The 19,527-nt window shown below is 55.5% G+C and carries 17 protein-coding genes and 1 pseudogene; 13 read left to right on the plus strand and 5 right to left on the minus strand.

The features are described from left to right. Positions 1–144: 144 nt before the first annotated feature. On the minus strand, positions 145–1,053 hold the full coding sequence (gene miaA, locus FIL88_RS06340) for a tRNA (adenosine(37)-N6)-dimethylallyltransferase MiaA (protein WP_246066624.1): 909 nt from the start codon (positions 1,051–1,053) through the stop codon (positions 145–147). Between the two features lie 114 nt (positions 1,054–1,167). Here miaA and pyrH point away from each other — a divergent pair, with 114 nt between their 5' ends. The 6 genes from pyrH (at position 1,168) to rseP (ending at position 6,887) form a co-directional block, all read left to right on the plus strand. After that, on the plus strand, positions 1,168–1,920 hold the full coding sequence (gene pyrH / locus FIL88_RS06345; protein WP_142852932.1) for a UMP kinase: 753 nt from the start codon (positions 1,168–1,170) through the stop codon (positions 1,918–1,920). A gap of 161 nt (positions 1,921–2,081) precedes the next feature. Next, entirely contained in the window at positions 2,082–2,645 is a 564-nt protein-coding gene (frr, locus tag FIL88_RS06350; RefSeq protein WP_142852933.1) for a ribosome recycling factor, read from the plus strand. A gap of 34 nt (positions 2,646–2,679) precedes the next feature. Then, positions 2,680–3,426 carry an isoprenyl transferase gene (locus tag FIL88_RS06355; protein ID WP_246066625.1) on the plus strand — a complete coding sequence of 249 codons (747 nt, stop codon included), beginning with the start codon at positions 2,680–2,682 and terminating at the stop codon, positions 3,424–3,426. Between the two features lie 59 nt (positions 3,427–3,485). Next, positions 3,486–4,295, plus strand: coding sequence for a phosphatidate cytidylyltransferase (locus tag FIL88_RS06360; protein ID WP_142852934.1), 810 nt, complete (start codon positions 3,486–3,488; stop codon positions 4,293–4,295). Positions 4,296–4,304: 9 nt separating this feature from the next. Beyond that, a complete protein-coding gene (dxr, locus tag FIL88_RS06365; protein ID WP_142852935.1) occupies positions 4,305–5,495 on the plus strand; it encodes a 1-deoxy-D-xylulose-5-phosphate reductoisomerase in 1,191 nt (396 codons plus the stop codon). Positions 5,496–5,546: 51 nt separating this feature from the next. Then, on the plus strand, positions 5,547–6,887 hold the full coding sequence (gene rseP, locus FIL88_RS06370) for an RIP metalloprotease RseP (protein WP_142852936.1): 1,341 nt from the start codon (positions 5,547–5,549) through the stop codon (positions 6,885–6,887). A gap of 6 nt (positions 6,888–6,893) precedes the next feature. Here the strand turns inward: rseP and FIL88_RS06375 are convergent, their stop codons facing one another. Further along, positions 6,894–7,784: a LysR substrate-binding domain-containing protein gene (locus tag FIL88_RS06375; protein WP_142852937.1), complete on the minus strand. Its 891-nt coding sequence runs from the start codon at positions 7,782–7,784 to the stop codon at positions 6,894–6,896. Positions 7,785–7,916: 132 nt separating this feature from the next. On the opposite strand from FIL88_RS06375, the gene katG reads away from it, so the two are divergent. Further along, positions 7,917–10,097, plus strand: coding sequence for a catalase/peroxidase HPI (gene katG / locus FIL88_RS06380; RefSeq protein WP_142852938.1), 2,181 nt, complete (start codon positions 7,917–7,919; stop codon positions 10,095–10,097). 674 nt (positions 10,098–10,771) lie between these two features. Here the strand turns inward: katG and FIL88_RS06385 are convergent. Further along, positions 10,772–11,323 carry a recombinase family protein gene (locus tag FIL88_RS06385; RefSeq protein ID WP_142852939.1) on the minus strand — a complete coding sequence of 184 codons (552 nt, stop codon included), beginning with the start codon at positions 11,321–11,323 and terminating at the stop codon, positions 10,772–10,774. A 125-nt stretch (positions 11,324–11,448) separates the two neighbouring features. On the opposite strand from FIL88_RS06385, the pseudogene FIL88_RS16905 reads away from it, so the two are divergent. Then, positions 11,449–12,084: pseudogene (locus FIL88_RS16905) on the plus strand (DUF4158 domain-containing protein); the annotation flags it as partial. Between the two features lie 566 nt (positions 12,085–12,650). On the opposite strand, the gene FIL88_RS06400 reads toward FIL88_RS16905, so the two are convergent. Beyond that, positions 12,651–13,670: a FecCD family ABC transporter permease gene (locus tag FIL88_RS06400; protein ID WP_142852942.1), complete on the minus strand. Its 1,020-nt coding sequence runs from the start codon at positions 13,668–13,670 to the stop codon at positions 12,651–12,653. Next, entirely contained in the window at positions 13,667–14,698 is a 1,032-nt protein-coding gene (locus FIL88_RS06405) for a FecCD family ABC transporter permease (protein ID WP_142852943.1), read from the minus strand. The genes FIL88_RS06400 and FIL88_RS06405 overlap by 4 nt, the downstream gene beginning before the upstream one ends. A gap of 253 nt (positions 14,699–14,951) precedes the next feature. Between FIL88_RS06405 and FIL88_RS06410 the strand changes: the two genes are divergently transcribed. The 5 genes from FIL88_RS06410 to FIL88_RS06430 all read left to right on the plus strand — a co-directional run bounded on the left by FIL88_RS06410 (position 14,952) and on the right by FIL88_RS06430 (position 19,449). After that, the gene (locus FIL88_RS06410; RefSeq protein ID WP_185960856.1) at positions 14,952–15,854 is read left to right on the plus strand and encodes an ABC transporter substrate-binding protein; all 903 of its coding nucleotides are present in this window, start codon (positions 14,952–14,954) and stop codon (positions 15,852–15,854) included. Between the two features lie 58 nt (positions 15,855–15,912). Next, a complete protein-coding gene (locus FIL88_RS06415) occupies positions 15,913–16,725 on the plus strand; it encodes an ABC transporter ATP-binding protein (RefSeq protein ID WP_246066626.1) in 813 nt (270 codons plus the stop codon). Between the two features lie 269 nt (positions 16,726–16,994). Then, positions 16,995–17,987 (plus strand): 2,3-diaminopropionate biosynthesis protein SbnA, encoded by a 993-nt coding sequence (gene sbnA / locus FIL88_RS06420; RefSeq protein WP_185960857.1) that lies wholly within the window; start codon positions 16,995–16,997, stop codon positions 17,985–17,987. After that, on the plus strand, positions 17,981–18,424 hold the full coding sequence (locus FIL88_RS06425; protein ID WP_142852945.1) for a ParB N-terminal domain-containing protein: 444 nt from the start codon (positions 17,981–17,983) through the stop codon (positions 18,422–18,424). Before sbnA ends, FIL88_RS06425 begins: the two co-directional genes overlap by 7 nt. 11 nt (positions 18,425–18,435) lie before the next feature. Then, positions 18,436–19,449, plus strand: a complete 1,014-nt coding sequence (locus tag FIL88_RS06430) for a 2,3-diaminopropionate biosynthesis protein SbnB (RefSeq protein WP_142852946.1) — start codon at positions 18,436–18,438, stop codon at positions 19,447–19,449. Positions 19,450–19,527: the final 78 nt, after the last annotated feature.

Below are 19,527 nucleotides of genomic sequence, written 5' to 3' on the forward strand. Positions count from 1 at the left end.
AAAATCTAACGAACTGCTCGAATGCTAGCTTACGCTGTTTGACCTGTCTCAGCTTTTTTCACAGAATACATCTTTTCCACAGATCTATCCACAAGAATGCGCGAAGCAGTGTGGATAACTCTTTCAGAGCGGGGGCTGATGATGTCACGCCACCACCCCAAGGGGAATCGCGCTCCAGGCGTTCATCCGTTTTCGAAACCAAGTCCGTTGACGTTTTGCATATTGTTGGCTGGCTATAATGGCTGCGGCTCGTGTATCTTCCAATGTCACCTCGCCCTTCAGGTGCGCGATCAGTTCAGGCGCGCCGATGGCCTTTGACGACGGTGCCTTCGGATCCCAGCTTGAAAGGTTGTGTTGCGCCTCATCCAACGCGCCATCTTCTAACATAAGATCAAACCGCAGCGCGATCCTGTCACGCAACCATTCGCGCTCTGCGTCCAGATGGAATGCTCGCGCCTCCGAAAGCGGCAAAAGGGGTGGGGGCGTATCATCCTGCCAGCTGGCCAGGCCCCGACCCGTTGAGTGCTGCACTTCCCACGCACGGGCGACGCGCGCGGGATTGCGTATATCGATGCGGGCAAGGGTTTCAGGGTCTAGATCCGCCAACAGGGCCGGCAAGCCCCCTTCGGCCAGTCGTGCCTCGCCATCTTTGCGAATGGCAGGCGGCGTCAGTGGAATATCCGCAAGCCCCTCGGTCAGCGCAGATAGGTTCAGACCCGTGCCGCCGACGATGATGGGGCGGGACGGGCCATTCAGGATCGGTGCAACCTCACGCAGCCAATGCCCGACCGAGTATTCTTGATCCCCCGGAATATGCCCGTACAGCATGTGCGGCGCACGCGCTTCGTCCTGAATGGATGGGCGGGCGGTTACGATGCGCCAGTTTTCAAAGACTTGCAGGGCGTCCGCATTTACGATTACCCCGCCAGAGGCTTCCGCAATCGCCAATGCCAGCGCAGATTTTCCCGATGCCGTTGCGCCAGCGATCAACACTGGCTGATCTGCACCGACCTGACGGGCCAGTTCTGTAATGCTGTGCTGTGCGTTTGACACGTGCCTTTGCCCTCACTTTTTTCAGCCCGACCGGCGGATCGTACATTGAAACTTCCGCCCTAATCGGTCAAATTGCCCGGCAACACAATCACGACAATTAGAGAGTGGCAACAGATGAGCGATCAGGCCCAGACCACGGCAGAGGGTGAAACCCCGGAGCCGACCTATAAACGTGTCATGCTGAAAATCTCGGGCGAAGCCCTGATGGGCGATCAGGGGTTCGGTCTGAACCCGCCCACGGTCGAGCGCATTGCGCGCGAAGTGAAGACGGTCCACGACATGGGCGTCGAGATCTGCATGGTGATCGGCGGCGGCAACATCTTCCGGGGTCTGCAGGGTTCCGCACAGGGGATGGAGCGCACGACGGCAGACTATATGGGGATGCTGGCCACCGTGATGAACGCGCTGGCGATGCAATCCGCCTTGGAAGGTTTGGGGGTATTTACCCGTGTGATCTCGGCCATTCCGATGGATCAGGTCTGCGAACCCTATATCCGCCGCCGCGCCGTGCGCCACCTTGAGAAAAAGCGCGTCTGCATCTTTGCAGCAGGAACCGGGAACCCGTATTTCACCACAGATACCGCGGCGACCCTACGGGCCAACGAAATGGCCTGCGAGGCTATTTTCAAAGGCACCAAGGTTGATGGGGTATATGATAAAGACCCCGTGAAGAATGACGACGCCGTGCGGTATGACACAGTGTCCTATGATGACGTGCTGACCAAACGTCTGGGCGTTATGGATGCGTCGGCGATTGCACTGGCCCGCGACAATAATCTTCCAATCATTGTTTTTTCTCTAGATGAACCGGGTGGTTTCCGCGGCATCCTGGGCGGCCAGGGCACCTATACACGTGTCGGCGGCTAGCCGTTGCATTCAGACGAAACTAGGGGCGGAATTTCGCCAAGATAAACTTCTTTGCCACCGTCAGTGGAGCGGGACCTATACAATCGGGGGGCGGTGGCGTTATACCGGGCGAAACACGCTCGGAAATATAAGAGCTTGAGAGACGAAGGGATTGGCTTGCAATGGCTGACGAAGAGTTTGAACTGGATATCGACGATCTGGAACGCCGTATGGAAGGTGCCATTGGTTCTTTGAGGACCGAATTTGCGTCACTGCGTACGGGGCGGGCCTCGGCCTCGATGCTGGATCCGATCACTGTGGAAGCTTACGGTCAGCGCACGCCGCTAAACCAGGTTGGTACCGTGAACGTGCCCGAGCCACGTATGGTGACCGTGAATGTCTGGGACAAAAGCATGGTGCAGGCCGTCGAAAAGGCCATCCGAGAAAGCGGTCTCGGGATTAACCCGCAGCTTAATGGCACCATCATCTTGCTGCCGATTCCCGAACTAAATGAAGAGCGCCGTCGCGAATTGACCCGAGTTGCCGCGCAATACGCCGAGCATGCGCGTGTCGCTGTGCGCAACGTCCGTCAAGATGGTATGCAGCAGATTAAAAAGGGCAAAGATAACATGTCCGAAGATGATGCGAAAATGTGGTCGGACGAGGTGCAGGAATTGACCGACAGGTTCGTTAGCGTTGTTGATAAGGCCTTGGAAACCAAACAAGAAGAGATCATGCAGGTCTAACCTGCCTGGACTTTGAATTAGTATTGGATCAGTGATGGACTTGGCACAGATGGACAGTGGCGCTGGAAGCGCGTCCCCACAGCATGTAGCCATCATCATGGATGGCAACGGTCGCTGGGCGCAGCGGCGTGGCAAGCCTCGGCTGTTTGGGCACCATGCTGGGGCCAAGCGCGTGCGTGAAGTTGTGCGCGCTTGTCCCGATCTGGGTGTAAAGTATATCACGATCTTTGCCTTCTCGACCGAAAACTGGAAACGTTCCGAGGCCGAAGTCACAGGTCTGATGAGTCTGTTTCGCCGTTATATCACCAAAGAAGCACGTGCTTTGGTAGAGGAGCGCGTGCGCGTGCGTTTCATCGGTGACCGCTCACGTCTTGGCAAGAAGCTGATCAATTTGATGGGCGAGTTGGAAGAGATGACGGCGCATAACGACCACGTCCATCTGACCATCGCACTGAACTATGGTGGGCGGGACGAATTAGCCCGCGCGTCAAAACGGCTGGCGCAAGACGTCGCCACAGGCGCATTGTCGCCAGATAACGTAGGTGAAGAAACGATTGCAAGTTATTTGGACACAAGTATTTTGCCAGATCCAGACCTCGTCATCCGCACCTCAGGAGAATCGCGAATTTCGAACTTTCTTTTGTGGCAATCAGCTTATTCGGAATACGAGTTTATCAACACTCTCTGGCCGGATTTCTCGGCCGAAGTGTTTGGTGACGTTGTAGATCGCTTCGCAGGTCGAGATCGCAGGTATGGTGCGGTGCAGCCCGCTGCAGAATAGGAAACATATGGGCGTTACTTTGACTTGTGACCCATGCGTGGCAATGCGATAACCCCCAAATGAATTCTGAGACATCATCTTCGAAATGGGCGGACCTTGCGCCACGCCTTCTGTCCGCGATTGCCATGGCATCGGTTGCAGGGTTTTCGATCTGGTATGGTGGATCTTTCTACCAAGCACTGATCATTTTGGTGATCGGCCTATGTATGTGGGAATTTATCCGCCTGTTGCAGCCCGCACCACTATGGCTACCAGTTGCACTTGGTTTCGCCGCATCTGGAAGCTTAGTCCTATCAGTTTTCTGGTCACAGGCCGCGCCAGGGATTTTGTTTTCACCAAAGATTCTGGTCCTTTTAATCGTGCCCGTTCTGGGTGCAGCCCTTCTGGCGCAGCATCGCCTTCTCTGCTTTTCTTATGGGCTGCTGATCATGCTGGCTGGGCTGGGATTCATCGCCATGGGGCCAGGGCCACTGCTGATCTGGTTCATCTTGATTATCGTTATGTCAGACATTGCAGGTTACTTCGCGGGGCGTTTGATAGGCGGTAAAAAATTCTGGCCACGTGTCAGCCCTAAGAAAACTTGGTCGGGCACGATTGCAGGTTGGATAGGAGCGCTTGCGCTTGGGGTGATCGGCCTGTCGCAGGGCATGTTCTCGCCGCTAGAAGTGATTTTTATTCCGCTCATCGCCTTCGCTGGGCAGATGGGTGATATCGTTCAAAGCGCGATCAAGCGTATGGTCGGTGTTAAAGACAGCTCTCAGCTGATCCCTGGTCACGGTGGCGTTCTGGACCGGTTCGACGCAATGATCGGAGCAGCCGGGGCCTTGGTTGTTCTGTCTGCTATCGGGTCCTTGATCTTTGCAGGGTAAGGGCACGACATGAGCGAACCGACGGGTAAACGCCGCATCTCGATCTTTGGCGCTACGGGATCTATTGGGCAATCCACCGTGGACCTGATCCGTCGCGACTCCGAGGCCTATGACGTCGTCGCGCTGACGGGCGGGAAAAACATTGCGCAGCTCGCCAAGGACGCCGTCGATTTGCGCGCCAATATCGCCATAACCGCACATGAAGAGAATCTGGACCAACTGAAGGATGCACTGTTTGGCAGTGGTGTAGAGGTCGCAGCAGGCCAAGCAGCTATTGAAGAGGCCGCCACACGACCATGCGACTGGGTTATGTCCGCCATTGTTGGTGCTGCGGGGCTGCTGCCAGGGCTTCGCGCGCTTGAGTCGCGAGCGACACTTGCCCTTGCCAACAAAGAAAGCCTTGTGACCGCTGGACCGTTAATCATGGCGACGGCGCACGCCCATCATTCACAGATTTTGCCGGTCGACAGTGAACACTCTGCTGTGTTCCAGGGGATAGTAGGCGAGGACATGGACGCCGTCGAGCGGATTATCATCACCGCATCCGGCGGCGCGTTTCGCGATTGGCCTTTGGAAAAACTGGCAACTGCAACGCTGGCACAAGCCAGCGCACATCCGAACTGGGATATGGGGCAACGGATCACCATCGACAGTGCGTCGATGTTCAATAAGGCACTGGAAGTCATTGAGACCAAAGAGTTCTTTCAGGTCAGCCCAGATCAAATCGAGGTTCTGGTGCATCCTCAAAGCTTGGTTCACGCGCTGGTCGGCTTCAACGACGGCGCTTTGATGGCGCATCTTGGCGCGCCAGATATGCGCCACGCCATTGGCTATGCGCTGCATTGGCCCGAGCGGCGCAATCTGCCCGTCGAACGACTTGACTTGGCCACGGTTGCCAAACTGGAATTCCGCGCGCCCGACGAAACGCGCTATCCCGCCTTACGCCTTGCACGCGAGGTGATGGCGGCAGGCGGATTGACCGGAGCAGTCTTTAATGCAGCCAAGGAAATCGCCTTGGACGGTTTCATTGCAGGGCAGATCGGATTTATGGACATGGCCGGTCTGGTTGAGGACACATTGACCCAATTGGACGGCGATACCAGCCTTATTCACGCGGCAATGACCCTTGATAATGTGCTGGCCGCTGACCAGATGGGACGAGAGGTCGCGCGCCGGCTTGTCGCTACGAATAACTCATAAGAACGAACCATTGCGCGCTGCGCTTCCGCTTCTAAAGGACAATTCATAGACATGGATCTGATCAGCCTTCTGCCCGATTTCGGCAATCTTGCCTTCACGATCCTTGCGTTTATCGCAGCCCTTACGGTGATCGTCGCTGTCCACGAATATGGCCACTATATCGTTGGGCGTTGGAGCGGCATCAAAGCGGATGTGTTTTCGATCGGAATGGGGCCAGTTCTTCTGGCACGCACGGATAAACATGGCACGCAGTGGCAGATCGCAGCCTTTCCCATTGGCGGATATGTGAAATTCCGCGGCGACGCGAATGCAGCCTCAGGCGGGGCAGATGACGAGGTGATGGCCGAGCTTTCGGAAGAAGACCGGCGACATACCATGCACGGCGCCCCCCTTTGGGCACGCGCAGCAACTGTCGCGGCCGGGCCGATTTTCAATTTCGTCCTCTCGTTCCTGATTTTTGCAGGTTTGACGATGTCCTCAGGTGTTGCACGCGATCCGCTGTCTGTAGACACGGTTTTGGATATACCGGGAATGGAGCAGGGGTTGCGCACCGGAGACGAAATTCTGTCGATTGCCGGTGTCCCCATACCTCCGGTATCGGACTTCGGCCAATTGGTAGACAAATTGCCGGAAACAGCGCTTGTCGAGTATGGAGTTATGCGTGGTGGGCAGAAGATGACCGTAACCGCACCCCATCCCTTCCCAGCATTGGTTGGTTCGGTTAACCCGCAATCTGCCGGGTTTGAGGCAGGGTTATTGCAAGGCGATTTAATCCGAACTGTTAATGGGATTCCAGTACCGACCTTCAACGCGTTGCGGGACATCGTTGTGAATGGGAATGGAGAAGAACTCGCGCTTGACATCCTTCGCGAGGGAACGCCACTCAACATCGTTTTGACGCCCCGCCGACAAGACATCCCAACCGCCGATGGTGGATTTGAAACACGTTGGCTGATTGGAATTACTTCGGGAATGGTTTTTGACCCGGCGACGCGTTCTGTCGGGGTTTGGGAAGGGGTAACTTCTGGTGTAGATCGCGTACTTTATATCATTCAAAGCAGCCTGTCTGGCCTGTGGCATATGATAACCGGTGCGATTTCGACGTGTAACTTGTCGGGGCCGATTGGGATCGCTCAAATCTCGGGTCAAGCCGCGGCGCAAGGCGCAATCAGTTTTGTGGGTTTCATCGCTCTGCTGTCGACCGCTGTTGGCATGCTGAACCTCTTTCCGGTTCCGCTTCTGGATGGGGGGCATTTGGCTTTCTATGCTTGGGAAGCCGCAACTGGAAAGCAACCATCGGAAAAGGTATTGAAAGCCCTACTGACCATCGGATTGGCGGTTGTACTGTCGTTAATGGTGTTTGGCGTCACGAACGATTTGTTCTGTCCGTGATTTTGCTCAGGGCTTCGCCGCGCGTTTCACACATTCCGCCATCCTGTAAAACTGTTCAGCTAAAGGAGAGCTTGCGCGCCAGACCATCCCGATCGTCCTATTGGGTTTCGGCGAGTTGAAACGGGACACGCTGACCGGCGCCGAGCGCGTCTCGACCCCCACAGCCATATCGGGGATCAACGTCACGCCCATCCCCGCACCAACCATCTGGACCAGAGTGGTCAGCGCGCTGCCATCCAAAGTCTCGCGTGGGTTGGTGCTTTGCATGTCGCAAAAAGAAAGGGCTTGATCTCGGAAACAGTGGCCCTCCTCGAGCAGCAAAAGCCGCATTTCACGCAGCCCATCGCGATTGGGGACCGGCTTGTCCTTGTCAGCCAGCGGGCGCACCAAAACGAACTCTTCTTCAAACAGCGGGACCTCGGTTAAGGAGGGGTCAGAAATCGGCAGCGCCAGAATGGCATTGTCTATCCGCCCATCCGTCAGCTCTCGGATCAGGTTCGAGGTCATCGTTTCGCGCATGTGGATCTGTGCGCCGGGGAATGTGTCCGTTAACTCCTGCACGATTTTGGGCAGAAGATAGGGCGCAATGGTGGGAATGACACCGATCCGAAGTTCGCCCACCCAATGGTCCTGTGCCGCGCGTGACACATCCTCAAGCTCGTCAACCGCGCGCAGGATATCGCGCGTGCGCCGTAAAAACTCGCGCCCCAACGTGGTCACGCGGACCTGACGCGGCATCCGTTCACACAACACACATCCCAATGCCTCTTCCAGCTCTTTGATCTGAACCGAAAGGGCAGGCTGCGAGACGGAACAGGCCTCGGCTGCACGGCCAAAATGGCCATGTTCAGCCAAAGCATCAAAATAGCGCAGCTGGCGGAGTGTTATGTTGCTCATAATCTTGACCTATCGCAGGGATTAAAATGTACAATTTCCTCTTATCGCACGCTGGGCCTAAACTGAACCCCATATTCAGGGCAGCTTTCGCTGCCTGACAATTAGACAACCTGTCAAACATGGGAGCAGAAGATGGATGGAAACAGCATGGGCAAATGCCCTGTCGCGCACGGTGCTACGAATGTGGGGATGCGCTCGAACAAGGATTGGTGGCCCAATCAGTTGAACCTCAGAATGCTGCATCAGAACACCGCCAAGTCGGACCCGATGGGGCGCGACTTTGACTATGCTGAGGCGTTCAAATCACTGGATCTTGAAGATCTGAAGGCGGACTTGACCGCATTGATGACGGACAGCCAAGATTGGTGGCCAGCCGATTATGGCCATTATGGCGGGCTTTTCATTCGCATGGCATGGCACAGCGCTGGCACATATCGCACTGCGGACGGACGTGGTGGGGCAGGGACCGGACAGCAGCGGTTTGCGCCCCTGAATTCGTGGCCGGACAACGGAAATTTGGACAAGGCCCGCCGTCTGTTATGGCCGATTAAGCAGAAATACGGCAACAAAATCTCTTGGGCGGACCTGATGATCTTGGCGGGCAATGTGGCCATCACATCAATGGGCGGACCGACCTTTGGCTTTGCCGGAGGCCGCGCCGATGTGTGGGAACCGGAAGAGGATACCTATTGGGGCGCCGAAACCGAATGGCTTGCGGCGGACGACAACCCCAACAGCCGCTATTCAAGCGAACGCGTTCTGGAAAACCCGTTGGCGGCCGTGCAGATGGGTCTGATTTATGTAAACCCGGAAGGCCCAAACGGAGAGCCCGACATCTTGGCTTCGGGGCGCGATATCCGCGACACGTTTGCCCGCATGGCGATGAACGACGAAGAGACCGTGGCGCTGGTTGCCGGTGGGCATACCTTTGGCAAGGCACATGGGGCAGGGGACCCGTCTTTGGTCGGTCCCGAACCCGAGGCCGCCGGGATCGAAGAAATGGGGCTTGGCTGGATCAACGCACACGGCACAGGTCACGGCGATGACACCACCACCAGCGGGATCGAAGGCGCGTGGACCGCAAACCCGATCCAGTGGGACAATGGCTATTTCGATCTGCTGTTCGGCTATGATTGGAACCTGACCAAATCACCCGCTGGCGCCTATATCTGGGAACCCGTCGGTGTCACCGACGAAGACATGGCCCCGCAGGCGCATGATGCGTCGAAGAAGGTGCCGACCATGATGACCACGGCAGATATGGCGATGCGCATGGATCCGATCTATGGCCCGATATCCAAGCGGTTCCATGAAAATCCGGACGCGTTCGCAGACGCCTTTGCCCGTGCATGGTTCAAATTGACCCACCGCGATATGGGCCCGCGCGCACGCTATCTGGGTGCGGATGTTCCGGGTGAAGAGCTGATCTGGCAAGACCCGATCCCGGCATCAGAAACGGATCTGAACGATGAGGACGTGAACACGCTGAAGGCCGCTGTTTTGGATACCGGGCTGAGTGTTTCGGACCTTGTGAAAACGGCGTGGGCGTCTGCCTCGACTTTCCGTGGATCGGACATGCGGGGAGGGGCCAATGGCGCCCGCATCCGCCTTGAACCCATGAACAGCTGGGACGTGAATGAACCAGACGAACTAAATTCTGTCCTGTCCCGACTGGACAAGCTGCGCAGCACCTTTAGCAAGCCCGTCTCGATGGCGGACCTGATCGTGATCGCCGGGGCCGCTGCGGTCGAACAAGCCGCTGCCGACGCGGGTCATTGTGTTCTGGTGCCATGCACCTTGGGCCGTGGGGATACCACGCAAGACATGACCGATGTGGAAAGCATCGGCCATCTGGAACCGGCCGCAGATGGCTTCCGCAACTGGCAGCGGACTGAATTCACGATCTCTCCTGAAGAGCTTCTGATCGACAAGGCCCAACTTCTTGGCCTAAGCGCACCCGAGATGACGGTTCTGGTCGGCGGTATGCGTGTTCTTGGCGCAAACCATGGCGGGAGTGCACATGGCGTCCTGACGAAGAACACTGGCAAACTGAACACGGATTTCTTCGCCAACGTGCTGGACATCAGCACCAAATGGGCTGATCAGGGCGATGGAACCTATGTCGGTACAAACCGCGCCACGGGCGACCTGAAATGGACCGCCACACGGGTCGATCTTGTCTTCGGATCAAATTCGCAACTCCGCGCGATTTCCGAGGTCTATGCTCAGGAAGATGCCGGGCAGAAATTCGTCGAAGATTTCGTGGCTGCCTGGACTAAGGTGATGAACGCAGATCGCTTTGATCTGGCCTAGGGCCTGTATACCGAGGCTCTTGTAAACGAAGCAAAGGGGCAGTGATTTGCCCCTTTAATTCATCGGCGAAAGCTCATCGCAGCTTGCGTGATCAAGGCGTGTCAGCCCGAAGCCCTTTCAAGTCGACGGGGTGCAAAGCCTTGTGGGGCAGATTCTGATAGCGCATCATAATATCGCTCAAGATCATAAAGTGCCTGGGCGTGGTTTCGCCGCCGATGAATCGCGCTCGGGTCAATTCCAACCGCGCGTTCGAATAGGGTCAAAGCCAGCTCGGGTGCATCTTGATCTGGAAAGATATTACCCAGATTGTTTAGGGCTCCGACATAGTTTGGATCTGCCGTTAATAGGGAATTGTAGTCAGCTTTGGTCTGTTCAGGATAATGTGGCTTTACCGCGAATGCGCGTCGAAACAGCACGTCAGTTCGCTCGTCCGACGAAAGCCTATCGCGCTTAAGCAAGTTAGAACAAGCCTCTGCCACTGGCCCCAAGGCGCATATCTTTCGAAACAAAGCTGCCCTTCGCTTTTTGCGTAGTTTACCGAATAGATCAAGGCCGCCGCGGCAAGTGTCAAAATGGATGACAATCTAATTTTGTTCATACCATCCCTATAGGGGGCGATTCCGGCTGGGTGCAGAATAGGGCGTTAAGCCCGGATCGGGGTACTGTCTTCGCGCTCAGCCTTCGTTTTCGGTGAGATAACGGTAGATGGTAGCCTTAGAGAGGCTGTATTCCGCCATGAGGTCTTTGATCAGCACGCCTTGCACGCGTTTCTCTCGGAGTTCCTTGATTTGCTCGCCCGACAGCGCAGGCCGCTTTCCGAACTGGACACCTCGATCCTTGGCTTTCTTAATCCCATCCATCTGACGCTCGGCGCGGATCTCGGTCTCGAATTGCCCGATAGCGCCCAGCATGTTGAACAGGAGACGGCCGGTCGCATCGGATGTGTCGATGTTCTGATCAATGACGACAAGATCGACGCCCTTCTCCCGCAATGTCTCAGCAATCTGACAGAGGTGCAAAGTGGATCGTGCCAGCCGATCAATGCGCGTGACAATGAGGTGGTCGCCCTCGCGCACGTAATTCAGGCATTCCTTCAGCTGAGGGCGGGCATCCGTTGTGCCACTGCGCTTTTCCTCGAAGAGCTTGTCACAGTCATGCAGCTTTTCACGCTGCACATCCAGAGATTGTCCAACTGAACTGACACGGGCATATCCGACTTTGGCCATGGGGGCTCATATAGATTAAGGATTTGTGCGATCGACATATTGAGACATTGAAAAAGACATGGCAAGCCGATGGTCTCAATATGTGTACTTTCAAAGGCTCCATTTCATAAAGAAAGAACAATCCGATGGCACACCGAGCGGTTCTGACCGCGCGACAACGCGCGGCTCTTTTTGATCTTCCCACAGACGAGGTGGCGTTGCTTCGGCACTACACCTTAGATGATGAAGACATAGAGCACATCCGCACGCGACGGCGACCGGGAAATCAGATCGGCTTTGCACTGCAACTCTGCGCCTTTCGATATCCAGGACGGCTGCTGAAAGCTGGCGAGGTAATCCCGGAGCCAATTTCCCGTTTCGTGGCAGCACAGCTCGGATTGAAGTCGGAAGATCTACGGATACCAGATGTTTAAAGGCAAGGCCGCCAAGAAGATGCTGAAATGGCTGGATCAACATGCCGAGGCAGCGGCGTCCAGTGAAAGCCTGGTACGTGGCTTCGTTGAAGAGTGTCGCAGGCGGCAGATCATCCTGCCTGGAATGACGGTGTCGAACGTCACTGTGCTGATGCGTTGGTCGCTGCTGAACAACGGGTCGAGGCACGGATTGCATCGGGCCTCTGCTGCAAAATGCGTGCACGGTTGAATCAATTGCTGACCGAAGAAATGGAAGGGCGGATCAGCCGGTTTATTTGGTTGCGAAAATTTGAAGTGGGTAAGAACTCTGCCGATATCAACCGTCAGATTGATCGGTTGGAGTTTCTTGCGTATTCCAATAACACGCAGCAACTCGTCCATTTTAGCGACAGCATGTAATCCATTTCGTTTCAGCAAGCGCAAAGATAGCAAAGGCGGGAAGCGCGGAGACCTCAACTATCGCAGCGGTTCCCGCCTTTGCGGCCATTTGAGCACCGCAGGAACATTGGGCATACATTTTTTTAAACTAGTTATAGATCGGACCCCTGCCGAACTCGGAAGCAGCGTGACATCTGGGTAGCAAATTGTCGCCAGCGATATCGTGAACGGCCTATTGCGGCTGTTCGTCGACTGGTCAAGATGCTGCGGTCGCAGCCCGCTTTGCAGTCATTCGCTGCATAAGCACGTAATTTACGTAAAGACGCCATGCGTAGCTTATTGTGGTCAGTTGGACAGTGGTTGGTCATGATCAACGGACGTTCATCTTTCGCGACACTAATGTGCCTTTTGGGAGTATAGATCAATGGTCAACGAACAGCCAACATCGATGAAAGATGGAGAGCTTCTACGACATCCTGAATGAAACCGACGCACAGATATCAGCGAAGCCGCGATCCGTGCAGCAACGCCATTCGTCACCGTTTGACCAGAAGATAGATCAGAAACGGCGCGCCGACAGCTGCGGTATAGATCCCAACGGGTATTTCGGTCGGCACAAGGGCAGTACGCCCAAAAAAATCAGCTGCTTGCACGATTGCCGTGCCTGTAAACGCAGCGATGGGAAGCATGGTTCGATGATTGCTGCCAGCTATCATGCGGGCAATATGGGGCGACATCAGGCCGACAAATCCTATTGGGCCAGACACGGCGATGCATGTCGATGCCAACGCCACCGCCAGCAGCAGGAACACGACCCGGTCACGCTCGACCGAGCAGCCAAGTCCGACGGATATTCCGCGTCCCATCATCATAACATCAAGCGTTGTCACTGACAGGAAACTAAGGGGGACCAAGACCGCAGCAGCTACAGCGATGGTGGCGACATCAGACCATTTTGCACCATAGATGCTGCCTGATATCCAAAGCATTGCCTGGCTAACCAGCTGCAGTTTTCCAAAAATCATTACGACGGATATCAAAGCGCTGAAAAACACACCAACACCGACACCAGCCAAAATCAACCGGGTGGAGGACGAGGATCCCGTCCAGCCGACGGCATAGGTACAGGTTGCGGCGATCACGCCCCCCCCAAATGCTGCCAATGGCAGAAGCGACAAAGGCAAATCGGGAAAGACCACAAGGACAGTCACTGCCCCCAAGCTGGCCCCCGCATTGATGCCTAAAGTTCCGGGCGATGCCAGCGGGTTTCGACAAATCGCCTGCACGATCACCCCGGATAACGCAAGGCCTGCACCTACAAATACGGCCAGAAGCGCACGCGGCAATCTTAGGTCCAGTACGATGAATGTGCTTGTATTGTCCCCAAGGCCCAGTGTTGCAAACAGCACCTCCTGCGGGCTGGCCTGAAACGGACCAGAGGTCATTTGGCTGTAAAACAGCACCAAATTTAGCAGCAGAAGACCGCTGCAAACGTATAAGACCTTCCGTCCGGCAGGCCACGCCCGCCCTTTCGGGAACCAGTTACGGATTGTCACGATAAACTACCTTTTCTCACCTGCGCCAAGAAGAAGGGTATCCCAATCAGCGCAGTCATAATGCCGACAGGGATCTCCTGCCCCGGAACCACAAAACGCGCGGCAAGATCGGCAAAAAGCAAAAGCGCAGCCCCCGCGCTTGCTGACAATACGATGATCCAGCGATGATCGGCCCCAGCAAGCCCGCGCACCATATGCGGCGCAGCCAGACCGATGAATGCAATCGGCCCCGCAAGAGCGACAGCGGAACCCGCAAGAAGCACAACTGCAGAAACAGCCATAACCCGAACGGTCACGATGTGCAGCCCAAGGCTTTGCGCCGTGATGTCGCCGGACGCAAAGATGTTTAGTTTTGGGCCGACAAGCACCGATATCAGCCCCCCCACAACCAAAATGGGTGCCACGCTACCAAGCGCTGTTATGTCTCGACCAATCAGGGACCCGGCCAACCAAAACCGCATCTCGTCCAGCGTTTGGGCATGCAAGATAAGGATCAATTGTATCAGCGCCGCACTGATCGACGTAACCGCTGCCCCCGCCAATACCAGCTTGGTTGAGGATGTCCTGCTCGGCCCCAATAGCGAGATAAGATATGATAACGCAGCCGCGACACCTGCGCCCGCCAACGCCAAAAGCACAAAATGTCGTGCGTTTGCCGCAGTAAGCAGGAAAGACCCCGCCGCGACGAACAGCGCGGCGCCGTGATTAACGCCCAACAGCTCGGGCGCCGCGATTGGGTTGCGCGCCAAGGCCTGCATGATTGCACCCGCCGCTCCAAGGGATGCCCCGACAATAACAGCCAACACAGCGCGGGGTAGGCGCGTATCGATGATGATAAGGTGCTCTCGCGATCCGTCGAATGCGATGAAAGCATCCAAAACTCCGGACGCAACCAGCGAAACGACACCATAGGCCAAGCTGCACCAAAACAATGCAGCAACAGCGACAGCATTAATAAAAAGAAAGATGATTTGCTTTGAGGGCTGCACGCGAAGACTGCCTGTGGTTGAGTATTCTGGATCAGGCATTATTGGTATTCTTCACAGACTTCAATTACCCTAGTCTTTTTATAAGATATTGACAGCAACTTTTCATAGATGTAGCTCCGGCTGCATCTGCCCCGAAACGGTCTCGCAACGGTTGAGGGGTGGGATGACATAGCAGCACCAAAGCCCAAGACAATTTCAAATATCCAGGGTTCGACCAGCTTGCATTGAACAATCAATGTCGTTGGACGTGGTCTGTTTCAATCTGAAGCATATACACGAACTGGAGTATTTTATGATCACGACCCGCCGAGGCCTCTTCTCCCTCGTAACCGCCTTGACCGTCAGCATTTCCGCGGTCGGAAACGCCCATGCCGAAGACGCCCGAGTTATCGAGCATGCAATGGGTTCGACCGAGATCTCTGGCACACCCGAACGCGTCATCGTTCTGGACAACGGTGCGCTGGACAACCTTCTTGCACTTGGCGTCAAACCCGTCGGCGCGGCCCCGATCTTCCTGGACAAGCCGTTCACCGGATATCTTGTCGAACAAGCCGAGGGCGTCGAGAAAGTCGGTACGATCAACGAGCCAAACCTTGAAAGCATCGCGGTGCTGGCCCCCGATCTGATCATCGGCTCGAAGGATGTGCACGAAGCGATCTATGATCGGCTGTCGCAGATTGCACCTACGGTTTACACGGAAGATCTTGCCGCCGATTGGCGCGGGCGCTTTGCGCTTCATGCGGCAGCGGTAAACAAAGCCGAAGCCGCCGAAACGGCGCTAACCCAATATGACGCGGCAGTTTCAGAGTTCAAAGAAAACGCCAACCCAGCCGAAATTTCAGTATTGCGCGGACGCGGTGATGGGATTGTCATCTATCTGGAAGGGTCGTGGAGCGGCGGCTTGATCGAAGAGCTGGGTCTGGCACGACCTGAAGCGCAAAGCGCCGAAGGCTTCTCGACCAAAGTGACTGAAGAACAGATCGCCGATCTAGATGGTGATCATATCATCTGGTTCAGCCGCAGCGACGACAACTACATGCTGTCCACAATTCAACAAAGCCGCCTGTGGAACACGCTTAAGGCGGTCGAGGCCGAGCACGTGCATCGCCTTGATGCCGGCACATGGTTGAGTGGCATGGGCATTCAGGCTCGGACGATGATGGTCAATGACATGAAGACCGTTCTGGCGAAATAAAACATCTGATCGGGCGGGGCCGCTGGCCTCGCCCGTCGATAGCCAAGGGGTGTGACATTTGCTGAAAATCATTGAAGATACATCGCCAACCAGCTGCGCACCACTTGCCGGGCAGGATCTGACGGTCTGCTACGATCACGAAACCATCATCTCTGATCTAGACATCTCGATTCCCAAAAGCGGCTTCACGGCCATTATCGGGCCAAACGGTTGTGGCAAGTCCACGCTCCTTCATACCTTGGGCCGGGTGCTCAGCCCGAAGTCGGGTACGGTATTGCTTTCGGGTGAAAACATACGGTCTAAACCCACTTTGGACGTTGCCCGAAACCTGGGCCTTCTGCCGCAAATGCTGATCGCGCCGTCGGGTGTCACCGTTCGTGATCTTGTCGCACGTGGCCGCTATCCCCATCGGAAATTCATGCGCTCATTCACGCGCGAAGATGAAAAAGCTGTGCAATACGCGCTTGAAGTCGCTGGGCTGCAGGAATTGGCAGAGCGCTCGGTGGACACACTGTCCGGAGGGCAAAGGCAGCGTGCATGGATTGCAATGGTGCTTGCCCAAGATCCTGAAACGCTGCTGCTTGATGAACCGACCAGTTATCTGGATATTGCGCATCAGATTGATCTGCTGCGGTTATTGCGTCGGCTGTGCGATCAGGATCAGAAGTCCATTGTCGCAGTACTGCACGACCTGAACCAGGCAAGCCGCTATGCGGACTTTCTTTTTATCATGAAAGCTGGCCGCCTGATTGCAGCGGGCAAGCCAGCGGATGTGTTAGATCGTGAAATTGCCCGGGACGTATTTGGCCTAGACTGCGTCGTCATCGCGGATCCGGTTGCGGGTACGCCAATGCTTGTCCCTGCGAACTAACGACCTAAGATTCGCACGGCGATCGGCCTTGGTCGCCTCGTTTCTGACCCAGTCCTTCGAAAACTACGCTCTCACGTCCAGCTCAGCGCTAGCTGAGCGTCGTTCGATCGGCCCGCGTTCATTAACTGTATCTTGCTCGCGACTTGTCTGTATTTTCTGTATCCCCGAACGCGGTTTGATGTTCTGAACACCACGGTGCTAGCGTCGATATAGCCAACGCCAACACCTTTTAAACCTCTGTCACACAACAGAAATGGTCCCTTTAGGCTATGAATATCCACACATATCCAAGTTCAAAAGACGCGTATTCTGATTGGAACGACCTGATCAATGATGACGCGTATTGGCGCATAGATCTCGTCGATGACGTCACGACCTATGTGAAGTTCGAGGGCCTCAATCCTGCTGGTTCGATCAAGTTGAAACCCGCGTTGCGGATGCTGCAAGGCCTTGAGGAAACAGGCGCGCTGCAACCCGGCGGAAAGGTTATTGAGTCCTCGTCAGGAAACCTTGGCATCGCGTTGGCAATGGTCTGCGCAAGACTGGGTTACCACTTTACCTGCGTGGTCGACCCCAACACGCCAAAAGACAGCATCAACCTGATCAAAGCACTTGGGGCAAACATTGTCCTGATCGAGCAGCCCGATGCAAATGGCGGGTATCTTGAAAGCCGCATCAACTATATCAAACAGCAGATCCATCTTGATCCATCCTTGGCGTGGACCAATCAATACGCCAGCCCAGACAATCCAGCCGCGCATGAACATCAAACCGCACGATCGATCCATACCGCGCATCCCGACCTAAACTACCTGTTTGTTGGTGCGGGCACGACGGGCACCCTGATGGGATGCGGCGCTTACTTCAAAAAGCGGAACCTGCCTGTCAAAGTGATCGGCGTCGACGTATTTGGTTCGGTGACCTTCGGTTCCGAGCCTGCCAAACGGCGGATCCCGGGCCTTGGCACAAGCCGCCGCCCCGAGATCTGTGACAACGACCTTGTCGACGACGTGATCTGGGTTTCAGAAACCGCCACAATATCGCGCTGTCGCTGGTTCGCGCACCAGTATGGGCTGCCGCTTGGGGGATCATCGGGATCCGTGATGGCTGGTATTCAGCAATATGCGCCCAATATCCCTGCTGGTTCCAAGGTGGTGTTCATCAGCCCGGATCGTGGCGACAAGTATATCGACACCATCTATAATGATGACTGGGTACAACAGCATTTTGGCCGTCACTGGGACGAGGCCATCATATGCTGAACTATTCCACAACCCCGCATGCTCATCTGCCAAAAGCAGCCTGTGCCGAGATCGAACTGTATGACATTGCCAAAATTCGTCCGCACGAAGAAATCGATCTTGGTTATGCGACAGAACTGGCTCGAAAAATCGGAAGCTCGCGTGTGTTCACGACGCCTGTCGTCGTCGAGCGTAAGCACGGCGTATTGCTTGATGGACATCACCGGTTCCACGCGATGCGATGCGTTCTGAAAGCCGCGCGGATCCCGGCCGTGGTCATTGACTATGATGACATAAGCTTCACCGCAGTCGGCTCGTGGCGCGAAAACATCAGCGTCACAAAACAAGACGTCATCAACGCGGGCCTGAAGGGACCGCTCATGCCCAAGAAAACTTCAAGACACACATTCTTCTTCACAATCGAAAATGTGTCGACCCAGCTCCACGAGCTGCAGTGAAAGACAATATCATGACAACTGAATATCTCTGGCGAAATGCATCGCAACTTCAATATGTCGCGGCCAACGACATTAATCACATCTTGCAGCAGAACCGATCCGAGCTAATTGATTTAGTCGCGAAATGCTATGCGACATTCTATGATGGGCATGCGATCAACCCAGATACCTACTCGCTGAAATTCCCGCAGAAACCAAACAGTCGTATCAACGCGCTGCCGGCCTATGTTGGCGAAGAGTGCGACCTGGCAGGGCTTAAATGGGTGGCGTCCTTCCCCGACAATGTCGCCGGAAACCTGCAACGGGCGTCGGCCTCGATCATTCTAAACTCGTTTCAGACCGGCTATCCGCTTGCCATTCTTGATGGCACTTTGATCAGCTCTGCCCGGACTGTGGCCAGTGCCGCGCTGGCGGCACGTTGCCTGCGACCCGAAAAATCCATCGATACGATCGCTTTCTACGGCGCGGGTGTCATCAACCGTCATCTTCTGGAGTTTCTGAGAGATGATCAGTGGTCGATTGCAAAGGTGGTGATCTCGGATCTCGATCCGGGAAGCGCAACGCGGTTCATTCAGTTCTGCGAAGAGCTTGGATATTCCTGCGAAAACGCCGGTGCCAGCTTCGCGTCTCAAGATGCCGAGATCATTTCATTCGCCACTTCGGCGCTAGAACCTTGGTATGATCTAGAGGTTCTCGATCATCAGGTTCTGCTGCACATGTCGCTGCGAGACATCCTTCCCGCGCGGCTGAAACCTGTGCGCAACATCGTTGACGATGTCAATCACGCCGTCAAAGCGAATACCTCGTTGCATCTTCTTGAACAAAGTGAAGGCAGCATTCCATCGATCGAGAACTTCTCGCGCATCCTGCAGGACCCCCCGCAGGAACCCACGGCCACTGTCGTGTCCGCGTTCGGGATGGGACTGCTCGACGTGGCATTTGGTGGGTACGTCATGAACAAAGCCGAAGGGCTGGGTCATGTCAGCGTCGTGCCAGACTTCCTGCCCTCGCCCCATCGTTGGTAGCGGCCAGATCTGGCCTCTTCAACAACGCCAAAGCCGCGAGAATGGTGCATTCGCCACTTCCATTTCGCCGCTCAGCTC

This window comes from Aliiroseovarius halocynthiae (genome assembly GCF_007004645.1).
Taxonomy (GTDB): domain Bacteria; phylum Pseudomonadota; class Alphaproteobacteria; order Rhodobacterales; family Rhodobacteraceae; genus Aliiroseovarius; species Aliiroseovarius halocynthiae.

Bases quoted from the DNA above. Each gene is read 5' to 3' on its own strand.
- pyrH (WP_142852932.1), top strand. From the start codon at position 1,168: ATGAGCGATCAGGCCCAGACCACGGCAGAGGGTGAAACCCCGGAGCCG.
- frr (WP_142852933.1), top strand. From the start codon at position 2,082: ATGGCTGACGAAGAGTTTGAACTGGATATCGACGATCTGGAACGCCGT.
- FIL88_RS06355 (WP_246066625.1), top strand. From the start codon at position 2,680: ATGGACTTGGCACAGATGGACAGTGGCGCTGGAAGCGCGTCCCCACAG.
- FIL88_RS06360 (WP_142852934.1), top strand. From the start codon at position 3,486: ATGAATTCTGAGACATCATCTTCGAAATGGGCGGACCTTGCGCCACGC.
- dxr (WP_142852935.1), top strand. From the start codon at position 4,305: ATGAGCGAACCGACGGGTAAACGCCGCATCTCGATCTTTGGCGCTACG.
- rseP (WP_142852936.1), top strand. From the start codon at position 5,547: ATGGATCTGATCAGCCTTCTGCCCGATTTCGGCAATCTTGCCTTCACG.
- FIL88_RS06375 (WP_142852937.1), bottom strand. From the start codon at position 7,784: ATGAGCAACATAACACTCCGCCAGCTGCGCTATTTTGATGCTTTGGCT.
- katG (WP_142852938.1), top strand. From the start codon at position 7,917: ATGGATGGAAACAGCATGGGCAAATGCCCTGTCGCGCACGGTGCTACG.
- FIL88_RS06385 (WP_142852939.1), bottom strand. From the start codon at position 11,323: ATGGCCAAAGTCGGATATGCCCGTGTCAGTTCAGTTGGACAATCTCTG.
- FIL88_RS06405 (WP_142852943.1), bottom strand. From the start codon at position 14,698: ATGCCTGATCCAGAATACTCAACCACAGGCAGTCTTCGCGTGCAGCCC.
- FIL88_RS06410 (WP_185960856.1), top strand. From the start codon at position 14,952: ATGATCACGACCCGCCGAGGCCTCTTCTCCCTCGTAACCGCCTTGACC.
- sbnA (WP_185960857.1), top strand. From the start codon at position 16,995: ATGAATATCCACACATATCCAAGTTCAAAAGACGCGTATTCTGATTGG.
- FIL88_RS06425 (WP_142852945.1), top strand. From the start codon at position 17,981: ATGCTGAACTATTCCACAACCCCGCATGCTCATCTGCCAAAAGCAGCC.
- FIL88_RS06430 (WP_142852946.1), top strand. From the start codon at position 18,436: ATGACAACTGAATATCTCTGGCGAAATGCATCGCAACTTCAATATGTC.